The organism is Arthrobacter sp. 05T410, assembly GCF_056396505.1.
In genome coordinates this window covers 94,717-109,693 of record NZ_JBFTLP010000003.1, presented here as the reverse complement: position 1 = coordinate 109,693, position 14,977 = coordinate 94,717, and the positions used below count along the sequence as shown (strand labels likewise).

Sequence of the window (14,977 nt, the reverse complement as noted above, 5' to 3'; positions counted from 1 at the left end):
CGCGGCGTTGCCGGCCAAGGCCGCGGCCGAACCGTTGTTGGCGGGCACGGCCGCGACGGTATCAGGCAGGCAGCAGGAAGCCGTCGCGGACGAGGTTCCCGACTTCCTCGAGCAGGCCGGCGCGGAACTCCGCGCTGTCAAACCCCTCGTAGCCGCCCAGCAGCGCCTCGAGGGCGCCGATGATCTGCCCGACGGACAGGTCGCCGTCGCACGCTGAGACCAGGCCCGCCAGCTCGGTACTGAGCAGGTTGGTGCGGCGCAGCCCGGCACCCTGCCGCAGCAGGATGACGCCGGGGTGTTCCGCACCGGGGCGCTGGTGCCGTTCTTCGGTGACGTCCTCCGCGACCAGCAGGTGGGCGGCGGCCAGATCATGGCCGGCCAGCCAGTCGGCACGCTCGACGGCGGCGCCCAGGTGTGGCCCTACCGGCTGCTCGATCGGGTAGGTGATCTCCTCGAAGCGCGACAGCACCCGCCCGGCGCCGTCGGCAGGCCTCCGCAGCCAGATCATGCCGAAGCCGATTCCGGCCACATTGCGCGAGGCGAAGTCGTCCAGGTAGGCCGCGTACGAGTCCTCGTAGAGCCGGCGGTCGCGGCTTTCCGAGGCGTCCTGCAGCCAGGTCTCGGCGTACTGCTCGGGGCCCACCTGCTCGCGCTGGATGAACCAGACGTCGGTGGCCGGGCCGGCCCAGCTCTGGGGCCGGTCGGCCCAGCCGGCGCCGGCCGTGATCTCCCAGTTGCCCAGAAGCTGGGCCGTTCCGCCCGGGGCAAGGACCGAGGGCAGCGCACGGACCAGCGAGGACACAATCTCGTCCCCCGGCAGGCCGCCGTCGCGGTACGTGAACTGGTCCGTGGCGGTCTCGCCCAGGCTGCGGGGGGTGATGACGAAGGGCGGGTTGGAGACCACCAGCTCGAACTCCTGCCCCGCGACGGGGTCCAGCAGGGATCCGAGCCTCAGGCTGACGCGGGCGTCAAGGTCGGCCGGGTCCAGGTGCAGCTCGGCGGCGTTGAGCAGCAGGTTGAACCGGGTAAACGCCAAGGCGCGTTCGGAGATGTCCGTGGCTGTCACGTGCTCGGCGTGGTGCAGCAGGTGGAAGGTCTGGATCCCGCAGCCGGTGCCGAGATCGAGTGCCTTGGCAACATGGCGGCGGGCGGTGACCTGGACCAGGGTGGTGGAGGCCTGCCCAATCCCCAGGACATGGTCGTGACGAAGAACGCCGGCGCGCTGGTGGGCCGCGAGGTCGCTGGCCACCCAGAGGTCTGCTCCGCCGGCGCTGGTCCCGTCTTCCCCCACTGTCGGGTCCCAGCCGTACGGCCTGAGGTCCACCCTGGCCTGGACCAGGTCCCCGCCCGCAGGCTCCACGAGCCCAAGTTCCACCAGCCCCTTGGTACGGATGCCGGGGAGGGCGGCGTCGAGCGTCGCCGCGGGCTGCGGCTCGGACAGAAGCCAGAGACGCACGACGACGGCGAGCGCCGCCGTCGCCGGCTCCCCGAGGGAACGCCCGGTGACGATCAGGGCCGGGATGAGCTGGTCCCGGCCCAGGGCCGAGTGCGCGGCCTCGCCGAGCAGCTCCGCAACCCCGTCCACGGTGTAGCCAATCGCACGCAGGTCCGCGGCCAGGGCCTCGAGGAGGCCGGCGAGGTCGCTGCGCGGAGCGTCCGGGGTGTTGCCGGCCGTGAACGGGGCTGCGGGAGCCTGCGTTGAACGGGAGGGTGCGGCGGGGCCTTGCGCTGAGGAAGTCACCGGACAAGTTTAGTCCGGGGGCCGGGCCCGGGGGTGGGACCTGGGTTGGCCCCGTCAGCGCCGGGGCTGGGCTTGGAGCGTGCGGGTCCGGCTAGAGCTCGTTCTCGGCATAGATTTTCAGCGCGTCCCGGACGAAGGCGGCGCCGTCCTCACCGCCGTAGTTGGCGGCGAACCTGGGATCGGCCACGTACATCTCGCCGAGCCCCGTCACGTACCCCTTGATGCCACCACCTGCCGCCGGGCTGCCGCCCGCTGCGGGTGACGCCGGCGTGCCGGGGATTCCCCTGAGCCATTCGACGTGGCGCCGGGCCAGGTCCTGCGCCTGCGCGCTGTCCGCCGGGACTCCCGACGCCGCAGCAGCCGTCCACTCGGCACCGAGCTGCCGGGACTGTTCCGTCCAGGCAGCCTTCTCCCCGGCCCCCATGCTGCGCCACCAGGTGTCGGACTTTGCATAGGCGTCCTTGCCCCACCGCTGCTGGACTTCCTCCTGGTACTTGGTGTGGTCGAAACCGTCGAACATTTCCTCCGCCATGATCTTTCCTCCCGTTTGCAATGCCTCAATGGTGTGACGGACCGCGGCAATCTGCCGCCCCAGCCTGTCCTGTTCCTGCAGCAGCCACGCCAGGTGCCGGCCCAGTGCATGCTCCGCGTCCGCCTCGTTGCCGAGCACGTCCGCGATCGCCGGCAGCCCGAGCCCCAGGTCGCGCAGGAGCAGGATCCGCTGCAGTCGGACCAGGGATTCCTGGCCGTAGTACCGGTAGCCGTTGTTGCCGGTGCGGCTCGGCCTGAGCAGGCCAATGTCGTCGTAGTGACGCAAAGTCCGGCCGGTGGTGCCGGCCAATTTCGCGACCTGCTGAACGGACCAGTCCATGCCTCCACCCTTCTGCTCCTTCGAGGCCCGCGTTCCTCGGACCCCCCGCTGTTACCGTGCCGACCGGCTGCTGCCGGCCGTCGCTTCGACTCTAAACTTTGACGCAGCGTCAAAGTCAAGGGCCCCCAGGGAGAGGGCGCCCGGGACGGCGACGCGGCCGGAGGGGAGCCTGCGAGACGGTAAGTTTGAGGCATGGTTTTCCCTTCCTCCCCCGTCCCGGCCGCCCGTCTGGCAAGGCGGACGCTCACCGGTCTGGCCGCCGCCGTCGTCGTACTGGCTGCAGCGGCATGTTCCCCGGCCGGTTCGATTGAGGGCGCCGATGTCCCGGCGTGGAAGGCCACCGCGCTGCCCTCCGCCCCTGGAACAGTGCTGGAGGATGCCGGCAAAATCCTGAACCGGGATCCGATCGTCCGGACCGCGTCCGGCGTGCCCGCCGGCACCTACACCTTGACCATGACCTGCGACGGCGGCGGGAAGGCGTTTTTCGCCGTCAGCCTGGACGGCAGCCAGCTCGCCGAAGCCGGAGCCGCCTGCAACGGCAGCCGCGAAACCGCCCGCGTCAAAGTGCCCGCCGCGGGCAAGGTCACGCTCAGCACATCCAGTGTGGATGCCCCGCTCCTCTACGCGTACCACCTGGCGTCGTCCGAGTAGCACCCGCCGCAGCCCGGTCCGTGGCGTCCGGCCCGGCGCCCCCTGAAGGCCTGTCCGACCCGGACCTTTGGCCTCTGGCGTTTGATTCCGGGCCGCCCTAATCTCAAAGTATGCCAACTGTGCCGGCGAGCAGGGTGCCGCGACGGCGCACCCCGGCGGCCGCCGTGGTGCTTTCAGTTGCGGTATTTCTCGGGGCAGTCCTGTCCGGCTGCGCATATGAATACAGCGCCGACCACTGGGACGATGAATCGACCTCCGCTGCCCCTCCGCCGACCACTGACGCCGCCCTGCCCCAGGACCCCCATCTCAACGAGCCGGTGACGGGCGAGGAGCTGGATGACTGGGTCGATGCCGTACTGCCCGACGCCGAGGGGCAGGTCTTCCAGACGGGTTTCGGGACGCTGGAGGCGGACGAGGAGCGCAAAGAGACTACAGCCCAGCTGCCCAAGGGTACTTACGCCCTGACCCTGGCCTGCCGGAGCACCCGCCGCGTGTCCTTTTCCATCGAGAACGGTGAGAACGAACTCGTGGACCTGAGTCTCCGGTGCGGGACGTCCAGGGTGAACGTGGTGCAACTGGCCGCAGATGCGTCGCTCTCCATCAAAGTGGATGCGAACGCACCGGCAAACTTTGCGTACCGGGTGAGCCGCATCTGAGGGTTCCCGGCCGGCCGAATGTCCGGCTCGCGCCTCAGGCGGCGCAGCCCTCGGGGCACCGCAGGGTATCGGGGCTCGCGGCGCACCCGGCGCAATAGAGCGTCAGGGTCCGGCAGGACGGATTCGAGCAGTTTTCGAACTTGCTCGTGGGTGCCGAGCAGCGGACGCACTCGCCGATCGTCTTGGCGTCCCCGCTGAACTCGACGTGCATGCGCTTGTCGAACACATACAGTGAGCCCTCCCACAGGCCCTGGTCCTTGAAGGCCTCGCCGTAGCGGACAATGCCGCCGTCGAGCTGGTAGACCTCCTTGAACCCGCGGTTCACCATGAGGCTCGACAGCACCTCGCAGCGGATGCCGCCGGTGCAGTAGGTGACAACCGGTTTGTCCTTGAGGGCGTCGTATTTGCCGGAGTCGAGTTCCTTGATGAAGTCGTGGGTGGTGGCGACATCGGGAACGACGGCGTCCTTGAACTTGCCGATCTGGGCCTCGAACCCGTTCCGGCCGTCGAAGAACACGACTTCGTCGCCCTGCTGTTTCTTGGCTTCAATGAGTTCGTGGAGTTCCTCGGGTTTGAGGTGGGTTCCGCCGCCCACCACTCCGCCGGCGTCGACTTTGAGTTCGCCCGGGGCGCCGAAGGAGACGATTTCGTCCCGCACCTTGACGCTGAGCCGCGGGAAGTCCGCCGCGCCGCCATCGGACCACTTCACGTCGATGCCCTGGAAGCCCTTGTACTCGCGCGTGGTTTTGACGTACTGCTTCACGGCGTTCAGTTCTCCGCCGACCGTGGCGTTGATGCCGTCCTTGGAAAGGATGATGCGGCCGGTTAGTCCGAGTTTTTCGCACAGGGCGCGCTGCCAGAGCCGGACGGCGTCCGGGTCAGGCAGGGGGGTGAATCCGTAAAAGAGGACAATCCTGTTCAAAGCCACGCTTTTAAGGGTACTTGCTGGGGCGGGCGGCCGGACGACAGTCACAATTGGATAAGCAAGCGGCTTCCCCCGACCCGGCCCCTGTTGCTTGTGGCACTGCTGGAATACGCTCATCACATGAGTCTTGACGCCATGGTTGAAGACACCACTCACCTGCTGGAAATCTGGGTTGCCGGATGGGCCGGCTGCCGCGGATATGAGACGCGCAGGGAGGGCAGGTTCCCCGCGGCCTTTCGCGGTGACACCACCCACGAATGGGAGTACTTCGCCTACGATCCGTCCGACGCGGAGTTCGAGGCGCTGGCGGCAAAGACGGCCGAAGCGCCGGCCCGGGTCCTCACCATCCTCACCAACGATGTGGCCCGATTCACCATACTGGGGCAGCGGAATGGGCTGCATGTCACCTCGGCCTCCCAAACCATGATGATCGTGGACATGGAGACCCAGGATTCGGAGGACCCCTGGCTTTCGGATGACGACCTCAGGCTCGAGACGTCCCGGACCGACGGCGTCCACCACGCGGTGGTCAGCGCCGGCGAGGACGTCGCCGCGAGCGGACGCGTGTTTGTGGTGGGACATACCGCCATCTTCGACAACATCGTGACGTCAGAGGCTTACCAGCGGCGGGGGCTGGGCAGCTTCATCATGAAGGCCCTGGCAGCCCAGGCGTTCGAACACGACGTCGACTCCGGGCTGCTGCTCGCCTCGCTGGACGGCCAAAAACTCTATTCGCACCTCGGCTGGCGCGAGGTGTGCCACGTCCTGATGTTGTCGACGTCAGACGAAGGTGCCGACCTGTCCGTGGGCTGAGGCGCCGCGAGCGCCGGCCGTCCGGCGGGCCTGCGCCCGGGGCAACGCGTTTGCCGGGCAGCCGCGCCGAAGCCACCGCGAGAAGCCGCAGCGTCTGCCGGGCTGCGTGCCGGGCTGCGTGCCGGGCATGGGCGATTTGAGGGCGGATGAAAGAATATGTGAGTGAACCCGCATGAGTCCTTGATTCCGTTGCTGGGCCGAGGTCCGGACCCGGAACAGCTGCGTCATGTGCGGACGATCCCCGCCCGCCAGGCCGTCAATGCGCCGTGGCCACAGTGGTCGCACCCGGATCTCGTGGCAGCTTACGGTTCCCTGGGCATCCACGAGCCCTACCTTCACCAGGTCCGGGCCGCCGAACTGGCCCACGGCGGAGAGAACGTGGTCATCGCCACCGGCACCGCGTCCGGCAAGTCCCTGGCGTATCAGCTGCCGGCCCTGGACGCGATCCACCGTTCCGAGCTCAGGGTCCTGTCCGATCCCGGGAAAATCCACGACGACGGGGCCGTGACCCTCTACCTGTCCCCGACCAAGGCGCTCGCCGCCGACCAGCTCGCAGCGATCAGGGCATTGAAGCTCCCCACAGTCCGGGCCGAAACCTACGACGGCGACACCGATCCCGCGTCCAGGCGCTGGATCCGGGACCACGCGAACTTCATCCTCGCCAACCCGGACATGCTGCACTTCGGCATTCTCCCGAACCATGCCTGGTGGGCCAGGTTCTTCCGGCGCCTCCGCTACGTGATCGTGGACGAAGCCCACAGCTACCGCGGCGTCTTCGGCTCCCATGTGGCAAACCTCATGCGCCGGCTGCGTCGGATCTGTGCCTACTACAGCCCGGGCGGCTCGCATCCCGGACCGGTGTTCATCGCGGCGTCCGCCACGGCGTCTGAACCCGGGCAGTCCTTCGGCCGGCTGATCGGCGCGCCCGTGCGGGCCGTTTCCGAAGACAGTTCGCCCCACGGGTCCACGACGGTGGCGTTTTGGGAGCCGGCACTGACCGAACTCCGGGGCGAAAACGGTGCCAAGGAGCGCCGGACTGCAGTCGCCGAGACCGCCGACCTGCTGGCCAACCTGGTGTCCTCCCGGACCAGGACCATTGCGTTCATCAAGTCCAGGCGCGGGGCAGAGTCGATTTCCTCCATCGCCAAACGCCTCCTCGACGAGGTGGATCCCAGCCTGCCGCAGCGTGTGGCCGCGTACCGCTCGGGCTATCTGTCGGAGGAGCGGCGGGCCCTGGAAAAGGCGCTGCGCTCCGGTGAACTGTTGGGCGTCTCGAGCACGTCCGCGCTGGAGCTGGGCATTGACATTTCCGGTCTCGATGCAGTCCTGGTCGCAGGCTGGCCGGGCACCCGCGCGTCGTTGTTCCAGCAGATCGGCCGCGCGGGCCGCGCCGGCCAGGACGCGATCGCGGCCTTCGTGGCCAGCGACGACCCGCTGGACACCTACTTGGTGAACCACCCCGAGGCGATTTTCGACGTGTCGGTGGAGGCCACGGTCTTCGATCCCTCCAATCCATACGTTCTGGGCCCCCACCTGTGCGCCGCCGCCGCGGAACTGCCCCTCGGGTTCGCCGAACTGGAGCTCTTCGGGGCCACCGCTGAGAAGCTGCTGGACCGCCTGGTCCTGCAGGGCTACCTGCGCAAACGGCCGGCAGGATGGTTTTGGACCCATCCGCAAAATGCCGCAGCCATGGTGAACCTCCGGGCCGACGGCGGAGGTCCGGTGAGCATAGTGGACGCGGAGACGGGCTCCTTGCTCGGCACCATGGATTCGCCGCAGACCCATTACCAGGCCCACACAGGGGCCATCTATGTCCACCAGGGCGACAGCTACGTGGTCGAAGACCTGAATGAGGACGATCACTGTGTGGTGGTGCGGCGGGCGAACCCGGACTACTACACGACCGCCCGGGACGTGACCCAGATCGAGGTCCTTGAAACGCAACGCACCACCCAATGGGGCGATGTGGCCGTGCATTTCGGCGATGTGAAAGTGACAACACAGGTGGTCTCCTTCCAGCGCAAGGCGTTAATTTCGAACGAGATCCTCGGCGAAGAACCCTTGGAATTGGGCGCCAGGGACCTGTTTACCAAGGCGGTCTGGTTTGTCATGGACAACCGCTCGCTGACCGGCGCTGGGCTGATCGAGGCACAGTTCCCCGGAGCGCTGCATGCTGCCGAGCACGCGGCCATCGGACTCCTTCCGCTGGTGGCCTCCAGCGACCGCTGGGACATCGGCGGAGTGTCCACGGCCATCCACGCCGATACCGGAGTGCCCACCATCTTTGTCTACGACGGCCATCCCGGCGGGGCCGGCTTCGCCGAACGCGGATACGACAAGGCGAGGTTGTGGCTGACCGCCACGCGCGACGCCATCAAGGCCTGCGAATGCGAGTCCGGCTGCCCCTCCTGCGTCCAGTCACCCAAGTGCGGCAACAAGAACAACCCGCTCGACAAGGACGCTGCCGTCACACTGATCGATGTGCTGCTCCAAGACGCCACCGACCTCATGCACGCCGGCAATCCCGGAACAACGGCCGCCGCGGCCGGGACCCCGGACGATCAGCCCGCCCAGCCGCTCCGCGCCTGACCACGTCTCAGCGGCCGGTTCGTGGGCGGCGGCCGGCAGGTTGTGAGCCGGGGCGGCAGGCAGGTTCGTGGGAACCGGGCGGCGGCAGGGCCGTACGCCAGGCCGCAGACGGATGCGCGGCTTCTGGCGACCGCCGGAGTTGGTGCATCTTTCACGGTGCCGGCCCGTTCCCGGCCGCAGGGGGCGGTCCGGCCCTGGCCAGTCCCGTGGCCGCCCCGAGGAACGGTCCGGCGCTGAACTCGGTGCGCACCTGAACGGTGTCGTCCGGTCCTTCAGCACAGGCAGCCAGCGTGGCGTTGTTCTTCAGTGCGACCTTTCGAGCCACAGCGCAGGGCTCGCCGGACGTGATGCCCCGCGCGGCATCCGCCGCAGCCAGCGCTGCCAGATCGGCGGCCGCCGCAGCCCTCGATGCCGCAACGGCCGATTCGGCCAAAAGAAGCAGCAGGGCCAACGCCATGATGACCACCAGTCCGAGTCCCAGGGCCAGGACGGTCCCCGACCCCCGCTCTGAAGAAGTCCACCGGTGCCGGGGGTGGGCAGGATTCGGGCTCCGGGGTCGCGGCCCGCGGGCACGGACACGGACAGGTGCAGGTGCAGGTGCAGGTGCAGGTGCAGGTGCAGGTGCAGGCGACATCATGTGCCGCCTTGCCACGGGGAACGGGAGACGCCTTTCAGTTCGGGCTCGTCCAGCCCGGGCCGTTGTGCCGCGCCGGGAGCCTCCGCACGCGCCCACGCGCTGGCGCTGAGGGCCCAGGGAACCAGGGAGCCAACGGCCCCGGGGACCCGGCCGGAAACGGTGACCCTGTGCCACTCGCCGTCGTGCGTCACCTCGGAGTCCGCCGCGTCGCCGGCGAGACGGCGGACAATCTCACCGACTTCGCCTGCCGCGGCTCCCCTCGCCACCGCCCGGGCACCGCCGCGGGCCGCTTCCTCAACCCGCAGCTGCATCACCCCGGCCGCCGAACCCGCGAGCAGCACGGAGAGCAGGAGAACGACCGAGGGCAGCGCGACGGCGAACTCAGCAGTGACGGCCCCGCGGCACTCCCCCGTCGGCGGCGGCTCCCCCCGGCCGCCGCTCCCCCGGGCGCGCCAGAGTCCGTTCATGGCAACGTGAGCGCCGTCCGGATGAGGTTCAGGAGGAACCCGCGGACCTCATCGCTGCGCATGATGAACACTAGGACCCCGGCGAAACCCACGGCGGCCGCTGTGGTCGTGCTAAAGCGTATTTAGATGCGGGAGCGCTTGGCCGATAGATGGAAAGTGGGTCGCCCATACTGAGACTGGGAAAAATAGTGTGTCATTTGACCGGAGGGTCTTACGGGACGCTGATGGGCCCCGCACGCAATGATGCCATTCAGCGTATGTCGACCGGTGGCAGACCGGCTTGCGGGACCCCCGGTCCGAGCCCGCAGCAGGTTGCAGAGCGCTGTATGGCGGCGAGATATAGGCTGGCTGCAGTGCTGTCGGCATAGTTACCCAAGGGGGACCATTGGACGTTCGTCCACAGATATTTGTAAGCTCCACATACGAAGACCTCATCGAAGAGCGCCAGGCGGTGACACAGATTCTCCTCGAATCAGAGTGCTTTCCCGCTGGAATGGAACTCTTCCCAGCGGGCGACGAGGACAAGATGGACCTCATCCGCGGTGTTATCGATGATTCGGATTACTACATGCTCATCCTTGGTGGAAAGTACGGGAGCGTAGACCCCGACACGAACTTGAGCTACACAGAGATGGAATACGACTATGCCATCTCGACAAAAAAGCCGGTCATGGCGTTCGTCGTGAAAGACATTGGCGACCTGACTTCTCGCCGGGTGGAGGCTGATCCTGACAACGCAGAGCGACTGAGGAAATTTAGAGAGAAAGTACTCAAGCCTCGCACCGTTCGATTCTTTTCTGACAAAAAGGACCTAAGCTCGATGGTCGCGACCTCGTTGCCCAGAATGCACCGTGTCAACAAGCCGATCGGCTGGGTCCGCGGCAACCATGCGATCACCCCGGAACTTGCCCAAGAATTGGCTGATCTGCGCGCAAAGAATGCCGAACTTCGTGCCCTAAACGCCGAGCTTCGAGTCGAACAAACTTCCACAGTAGTTGCCACTGCCTCACCCATTTTTCCTGATCTTGAAGATGGAGAGGATCAGGTCAGAGTCGATCTGATGACAACTTTCTGGGACCCCTTCGGCTCGGAAAGTCGCGGACTTCAATCTTCCTCGTTAATGACGTGGAACGAGATCTTCGCAGGCGTGGCTCCGAAGCTTATTGGCGAAACCCCCAGAGAAATACTGGAGCAGTCCATCCTGAATTTCGCAGTCAATTACGCCTATCGCAGCAATACCCTGCCGGCTGCGAGCCAGGGATGGACAGCCGGCGATACCGAAGTTATATCGCCCGGATTCGCGGACCAGGTTGTCGTGCAGTTCCTCGCCCTTGGACTCATTTCACGAGGCGCGAGGCCGCGAGATGCCTCTGACCATAAGACCTATCTGGTGCTTACTCCTACAGGCAATGATCGGATGATGCAGTTAAGTGCCCGGCGTAAGCAACCAGCGGACCGGCTGCCCTAGTCTGAAGGCATCCGTTCTTGTCATCGCGGTGGCCGGGACCGCCGCCGGTGTGTAGTTCAAGATCGCCGGGACACATTTGAGTGGAACCTTCCCCCTGCTTCGTCAGCTCGTCGAGCTTACGAACGACGGCCGCCGCGAGGTCCGGACCACCCTGGTGTGCTGCTCGCTCCCGGACGCGCAGGTGTTGCAGCTGGCCCGCGCTGGCCATGCCGTGTTGCCAAAGTCGCCACATCGAGCTCCTCGAGGTCATTGGCCTCCCTACGGGGCATTGGCCCATGCGGAGCCGTCCCCGAGATCTCGCCAAAGCCATCCAGTCAGCGGCCTCGCGAACCACTGAATGGCACATACGACTCCAAAGGGTCAGCCGAATGCGGCTGACCCTTTCCGTCTACTGGCTGGTCGGTCATCATGCTCGAATAGGGATCCACTAGCGGACTGGCCTGCGGGCGTGCCGGGTGTCCAAAATGAGTAGCCCGTTGACCGCGCTTCATTGCGCGCGGCGATCCGGCCCCCCGTAGAGTTGGGCAACCCACCTGTAGCAGACAATCTCTTCAAGGAGATACATGCCAGACAGGCCTCGTGTAGAACGACTCGAAGTCAGCGCCGGAGGGCTTCCCCGAGGTCAGCTGATGAACAGCCTGAGTTCGCGTGGCATCCAGGTAAACGGTCACGCGGAAACCCTGATCGAGGACGTCATCTTCGACGACCAGGCCTCTCGTCCCGTAATGGTCACAGAACGTACCGTCGCTGAACTAGGGCTTCCCATTGGGGCGACGCTTACTCGGATCTTCGAGGTTGCACAGCAACAAGGCTTGTCGCTGTGCCCGGTGGATACTGCCCCCTATTTGCGCATGGCTACGACGTGTCGCTGACCATCATCCGCCGCCGAGGCAGCGATGGGCGGCGCACTCCGCCAGCGACAGCCTCCTCCGCCTGCCGGGCTGGCCCGCCCACTCTTAATCGGCTCACGCTGGCCCGTGCCCAGTACTTGGAATGGTGTTGAGTTGGGACACTTGGGACGTTCGGAAACATATCTCCCGATACTCGTGCGTGCAGGAAGAATGTGTTGACGGCGTCCCTTTTGTCCCAACGGCAGTGCTGCGGGGATTCTCCAGCTGCTCTCGGCGCCGCAAACGAGGCCTTGGTGCTCAGCTGCGGCGGATGGCCTCGAGTTCAGCTATGCGTCGCTCGACCGCTCGTACAGCTGCTCGTGCCATGTCGAGAGCCTCTTCGGCGAGGCTTGCGCGGTGGAGTTCCTCCGAAAGGTCGCGTTCCAGCTCACCGATCTCGTCGTCGATCGCAGCCCTGTCCCGCAACAAAGCGGACAGGGGGGTGTGGAGCGCCTCGGCAATCGCGATGGCCTCGGCCAGACGAACAGATCGCTCTCCCTTCTCGACGCGCGTCACGCTGCTGCCGTCGACCTTATAGTCGAGCAATGCCGTGACGCGCTCTGCCAGCGCTGCCTGGCTGAGGCCGGCGCGGTGTCGCTCCTCGCGCATGCGGCGGGCGAAAATGGCCGCGGAGTCTGGTCCGCTATGCACCATGGGGCATTCCTTTCATAAATCCTGAGTTTTTCTCAGTATTGCACTGGACCTCATCATGAGTTAATCTCATAACACGCCGTTGCTCCCAGTGAGCAAACCCGAGCTCCGACCAACGGAGCGAGAACCGTCAAGCGCAGCCTTCGATCTAGAGCTGCCGCGTCCGCAAAGGCGCAGAAACCGGCCCCTCATGGGCCGTACGGGGCTGAATGCGGGCTCAGAATTCATCTCCACTCATCGAGGAGCCCCTGGCGATGACTTCCGACTGCACCTCAGCGCATGCCAATGCGCGCAAATTCCCCATTCCCCGGGCCAACATCGGGTTGCCGCAACCGGCAACCCTCAACGTATCCGAGGCCGCCTTCTACCTCGGCGTCAGCGAAAGCACCCTTAACACCTGGCGAACGCGAGGCAAGGGACCGCGCTACGTCCGTCTCGGCCGGAAAGTCTTGTACCGCGTCGCGGCACTCAACGACTATCTCCTTTCCAACGAGCAGGGCAGCAAGTGATGCCCCCCGCTCTGGTCGCGGACCAACCCGACCTCGTCAAGTCCCATCCGCCCCACGTCGAGCAGCGCGGCATGCAGCCTGCCGATGACCTCACAGCCTTGGCCGCGCGCATCGTCGCGACCTGGCCAGCGCTCTCGGCAGAGCGGAAAGCCGAGCTCGGCCGCCTCCTCGCTACCTGACCAAGACAGCAGGAAGGCCCCGACGGGCGGGGCCTTCTCAAACGACTCTCCACGGATCACGAGCGCCAACTCGCGTGGACGACCCGAAGGATTCAAAGACATTATGTCACTTGCATATACCCCTAACAACGACGAACGGGACCAGGACAACTTCCACCTGACCGCCGTCCCCGACGACCCGGATCCGCTGTTCGATACGTTCGACGCGGACAGCCTTGCCCTATACGTCGAGCGCGCGAGCCTGGCCGACGACGCGAAAAACCTGCGATCTCACGCGCGCGTCGCCTATCTCGCCGCCGCCGAATGCGTCGACCGATTCATCCACGTCGCCGGCCTCGGCTGGTTCAGCTGGGACGGGAAGCGGTTTGTCAACGACATCGAGGACAAGGCGATAACGCGTGCAGTCGTACGCGTCATCGGGGACCTCGCGCCGCAGGCGTTGGGCGACAAAGAGCTCTTCTCCGACTTGGTGAGATCGCAGACCTCGAGCGGCCTCGCTGGCGTCGTGCGCCTGATGTCCACGATCGAGAGTTTGACCGCGACGGTGGCCGAGCTCGACGTGGACCCCTACCTGTTGAACACTCCGGCTGGTGTCCTCAACCTGCGAGAGCTCGAGCAGGTGGACTGGGATTCACTCACTGTCCACCCGCACAGTCCCGCGTATCGGATGACTCAGATCACGCGCGGCAGCTACGACCCATTTGCACAATCAGAGCTCTGGCACCGCTTCTTGACACGCAGCCTCCCCGACGAGGGCGTCCGGTGCTACATGCAGCAGACGACCGGCGTGGGCCTGATCGGCGAGCAGCCGGAGCACACGCTGCCAATCCACACCGGCAAGGGCCGCAACGGCAAAGGCGTCTCCTACAGCGCCATCCTGTACGCCCTGGGTGACTACGCGGCCGTCGCGAACCCAAACCTCTTCAACGTCGACCGGAACGCGACGGCGGACAAACCAAACCCCGCGCTGCTGGATCTGCGAGGACGCCGACTCGTGTTCATGTCCGAGACGGCGAAGTCGGCCGAGATGGACGCCGCGAAGATCAAAGCGCTGACTGGTGGCGACCCCATCAAGGCTCGAGGGGTCCACAGCAAGACCACAGTCGAGTTCTACCCCTCGCACCTCCTCGTCCTCATCACCAACCACGCACCTCAGCTGCCCGCCGACGACCCCGCCGTCTGGGAGCGCGTACGGAACGTGCCGTGGGACGTGGTCGTGCCCCCCGCAGAGCGCGATCCCCGGCTGGGGAACAAGCTCCGGGCCGAGTCCGACGGCATCCTCATGTGGGCGCTGCGGGGCCTTGAGGAGTATCTCCGAAGCGGTCTGACGCCCCCCGCGCGCGTCGCCGAGGCGACCGAGGAGTACAAGTCCGCCCAGGACACCGTTACCAATTTCATCGAGGAGCGGTGCGAGGACGGGTGCTCCGACAGGGAAAGCGAACCCACGAAGGTCCTGCACGTCGACTACCAGAGGTACTGCCGGGCGAACGGCGTGATGCGCGAGCACATCCTCGGGGAACGCGACTTCGGCTCCCGCCTCGACCAGTTGGGCTACCCGTCGAAGAAGTCCGGCTCGCGGCGCTTCCGCCAAGGGCTGCGCGTGCTCCTGGACGATGACGAGGCGCGCGGCGCTGATCTCCGCAGGGAGGAGGCCGCCCGCATCGCGAAGCTGTACCAAGTTGACAGCCGCCGCGACGCCGAAGCGGGCTCCGGCCACCAGACCCACACCGTACCCAGCGCCCACGTCAGCGGCGGAAAGGCACCCGTGCCCGCCTGAGCGCGATATTCCTGACGCCTCCTGACCCGGGCAACGTTCTCGCTGGGTTCTGGAGGGTCGTCGTCCGCCTCTTCACGGGGTGCCAGTGGGCCCGAGTAGACGGCATCAGGCGCTGAATGACCGGCGCCTGATGCCTCTCCTCCGATGCTTACG

Annotated in this window: 14 protein-coding genes and 1 pseudogene; 8 read left to right on the top strand and 7 right to left on the bottom strand. The window is 66.2% G+C overall.

Annotated features, from left to right (window positions below):
- Positions 1-61: 61 nt before the first annotated feature.
- Positions 62-1,741 carry a DUF7059 domain-containing protein gene (locus tag AC1DFR_RS05105; RefSeq protein ID WP_476872885.1) on the bottom strand — a complete coding sequence of 560 codons (1,680 nt, stop codon included), beginning with the start codon at positions 1,739-1,741 and terminating at the stop codon, positions 62-64.
- A gap of 91 nt (positions 1,742-1,832) precedes the next feature.
- Positions 1,833-2,612, bottom strand: coding sequence for a MerR family transcriptional regulator (locus AC1DFR_RS05100; protein WP_476872884.1), 780 nt, complete (start codon positions 2,610-2,612; stop codon positions 1,833-1,835).
- Between the two features lie 192 nt (positions 2,613-2,804).
- On the opposite strand from AC1DFR_RS05100, the gene AC1DFR_RS05095 reads away from it, so the two are divergent.
- Both AC1DFR_RS05095 and AC1DFR_RS05090 read left to right on the top strand, forming a co-directional pair.
- Entirely contained in the window at positions 2,805-3,263 is a 459-nt protein-coding gene (locus tag AC1DFR_RS05095; protein ID WP_476872883.1) for a hypothetical protein, read from the top strand.
- A gap of 110 nt (positions 3,264-3,373) precedes the next feature.
- Positions 3,374-3,919 (top strand): DUF6023 family protein, encoded by a 546-nt coding sequence (locus AC1DFR_RS05090; RefSeq protein ID WP_476872882.1) that lies wholly within the window; start codon positions 3,374-3,376, stop codon positions 3,917-3,919.
- A gap of 34 nt (positions 3,920-3,953) precedes the next feature.
- Here the strand turns inward: AC1DFR_RS05090 and trhO are convergent, their stop codons facing one another.
- Entirely contained in the window at positions 3,954-4,847 is an 894-nt protein-coding gene (gene trhO / locus AC1DFR_RS05085; protein WP_028277710.1) for an oxygen-dependent tRNA uridine(34) hydroxylase TrhO, read from the bottom strand.
- 117 nt (positions 4,848-4,964) lie between these two features.
- Between trhO and AC1DFR_RS05080 the strand changes: the two genes are divergently transcribed.
- Both AC1DFR_RS05080 and AC1DFR_RS05075 read left to right on the top strand, forming a co-directional pair.
- A complete protein-coding gene (locus AC1DFR_RS05080; RefSeq protein ID WP_223913610.1) occupies positions 4,965-5,657 on the top strand; it encodes a GNAT family N-acetyltransferase in 693 nt (230 codons plus the stop codon).
- A gap of 162 nt (positions 5,658-5,819) precedes the next feature.
- The gene (locus AC1DFR_RS05075; protein ID WP_476872881.1) at positions 5,820-8,246 is read left to right on the top strand and encodes a DEAD/DEAH box helicase; all 2,427 of its coding nucleotides are present in this window, start codon (positions 5,820-5,822) and stop codon (positions 8,244-8,246) included.
- A 151-nt stretch (positions 8,247-8,397) separates the two neighbouring features.
- Here the strand turns inward: AC1DFR_RS05075 and AC1DFR_RS05070 are convergent, their stop codons facing one another.
- The 3 genes and pseudogenes from AC1DFR_RS05070 to AC1DFR_RS05060 all read right to left on the bottom strand — a co-directional run.
- Positions 8,398-8,880 (bottom strand): Rv3654c family TadE-like protein, encoded by a 483-nt coding sequence (locus tag AC1DFR_RS05070; protein ID WP_476872254.1) that lies wholly within the window; start codon positions 8,878-8,880, stop codon positions 8,398-8,400.
- Positions 8,880-9,350 carry a TadE family type IV pilus minor pilin gene (locus AC1DFR_RS05065; RefSeq protein WP_476859265.1) on the bottom strand — a complete coding sequence of 157 codons (471 nt, stop codon included), beginning with the start codon at positions 9,348-9,350 and terminating at the stop codon, positions 8,880-8,882. The genes AC1DFR_RS05070 and AC1DFR_RS05065 overlap by 1 nt, the downstream gene beginning before the upstream one ends.
- Positions 9,347-9,454 (bottom strand): annotated as a pseudogene (locus tag AC1DFR_RS05060) (DUF4244 domain-containing protein); the annotation flags it as partial. The gene AC1DFR_RS05065 and the pseudogene AC1DFR_RS05060, both read right to left, overlap by 4 nt.
- A 281-nt stretch (positions 9,455-9,735) precedes the next feature.
- Between AC1DFR_RS05060 and AC1DFR_RS05055 the strand changes: the two are divergent.
- Entirely contained in the window at positions 9,736-10,818 is a 1,083-nt protein-coding gene (locus AC1DFR_RS05055; protein WP_476872880.1) for a DUF4062 domain-containing protein, read from the top strand.
- 1,148 nt (positions 10,819-11,966) lie between these two features.
- Here AC1DFR_RS05055 and AC1DFR_RS05050 read toward each other — a convergent pair.
- The gene (locus AC1DFR_RS05050; RefSeq protein WP_476872879.1) at positions 11,967-12,362 is read right to left on the bottom strand and encodes a helix-turn-helix domain-containing protein; all 396 of its coding nucleotides are present in this window, start codon (positions 12,360-12,362) and stop codon (positions 11,967-11,969) included.
- Between the two features lie 251 nt (positions 12,363-12,613).
- Between AC1DFR_RS05050 and AC1DFR_RS05045 the strand changes: the two genes are divergently transcribed.
- The 3 genes from AC1DFR_RS05045 to AC1DFR_RS05035 all read left to right on the top strand — a co-directional run bounded on the left by AC1DFR_RS05045 (position 12,614) and on the right by AC1DFR_RS05035 (position 14,824).
- Positions 12,614-12,868, top strand: a complete 255-nt coding sequence (locus tag AC1DFR_RS05045) for a helix-turn-helix transcriptional regulator (RefSeq protein ID WP_476872878.1) — start codon at positions 12,614-12,616, stop codon at positions 12,866-12,868.
- On the top strand, positions 12,865-13,047 hold the full coding sequence (locus tag AC1DFR_RS05040) for a hypothetical protein (RefSeq protein WP_476872877.1): 183 nt from the start codon (positions 12,865-12,867) through the stop codon (positions 13,045-13,047). The genes AC1DFR_RS05045 and AC1DFR_RS05040 overlap by 4 nt, the downstream gene beginning before the upstream one ends.
- Before the next feature lie 103 nt (positions 13,048-13,150).
- Positions 13,151-14,824, top strand: a complete 1,674-nt coding sequence (locus AC1DFR_RS05035) for a DNA primase family protein (protein ID WP_476872876.1) — start codon at positions 13,151-13,153, stop codon at positions 14,822-14,824.
- The last annotated feature ends 153 nt before the right edge of the window (positions 14,825-14,977 follow it).

What these genes read in the sequence shown, in the direction of transcription:
- AC1DFR_RS05100 (WP_476872884.1), bottom strand. Translation starts at nt 2,612, where the DNA reads ATGGACTGGTCCGTTCAGCAGGTCGCGAAATTGGCCGGCACCACCGGC.
- AC1DFR_RS05095 (WP_476872883.1), top strand. Translation starts at nt 2,805, where the DNA reads ATGGTTTTCCCTTCCTCCCCCGTCCCGGCCGCCCGTCTGGCAAGGCGG.
- AC1DFR_RS05090 (WP_476872882.1), top strand. Translation starts at nt 3,374, where the DNA reads ATGCCAACTGTGCCGGCGAGCAGGGTGCCGCGACGGCGCACCCCGGCG.
- AC1DFR_RS05080 (WP_223913610.1), top strand. Translation starts at nt 4,965, where the DNA reads ATGAGTCTTGACGCCATGGTTGAAGACACCACTCACCTGCTGGAAATC.
- AC1DFR_RS05070 (WP_476872254.1), bottom strand. Translation starts at nt 8,880, where the DNA reads ATGTCGCCTGCACCTGCACCTGCACCTGCACCTGCACCTGCACCTGCA.
- AC1DFR_RS05065 (WP_476859265.1), bottom strand. Translation starts at nt 9,350, where the DNA reads ATGAACGGACTCTGGCGCGCCCGGGGGAGCGGCGGCCGGGGGGAGCCG.
- AC1DFR_RS05050 (WP_476872879.1), bottom strand. Translation starts at nt 12,362, where the DNA reads ATGGTGCATAGCGGACCAGACTCCGCGGCCATTTTCGCCCGCCGCATG.
- AC1DFR_RS05045 (WP_476872878.1), top strand. Translation starts at nt 12,614, where the DNA reads ATGACTTCCGACTGCACCTCAGCGCATGCCAATGCGCGCAAATTCCCC.
- AC1DFR_RS05035 (WP_476872876.1), top strand. Translation starts at nt 13,151, where the DNA reads ATGTCACTTGCATATACCCCTAACAACGACGAACGGGACCAGGACAAC.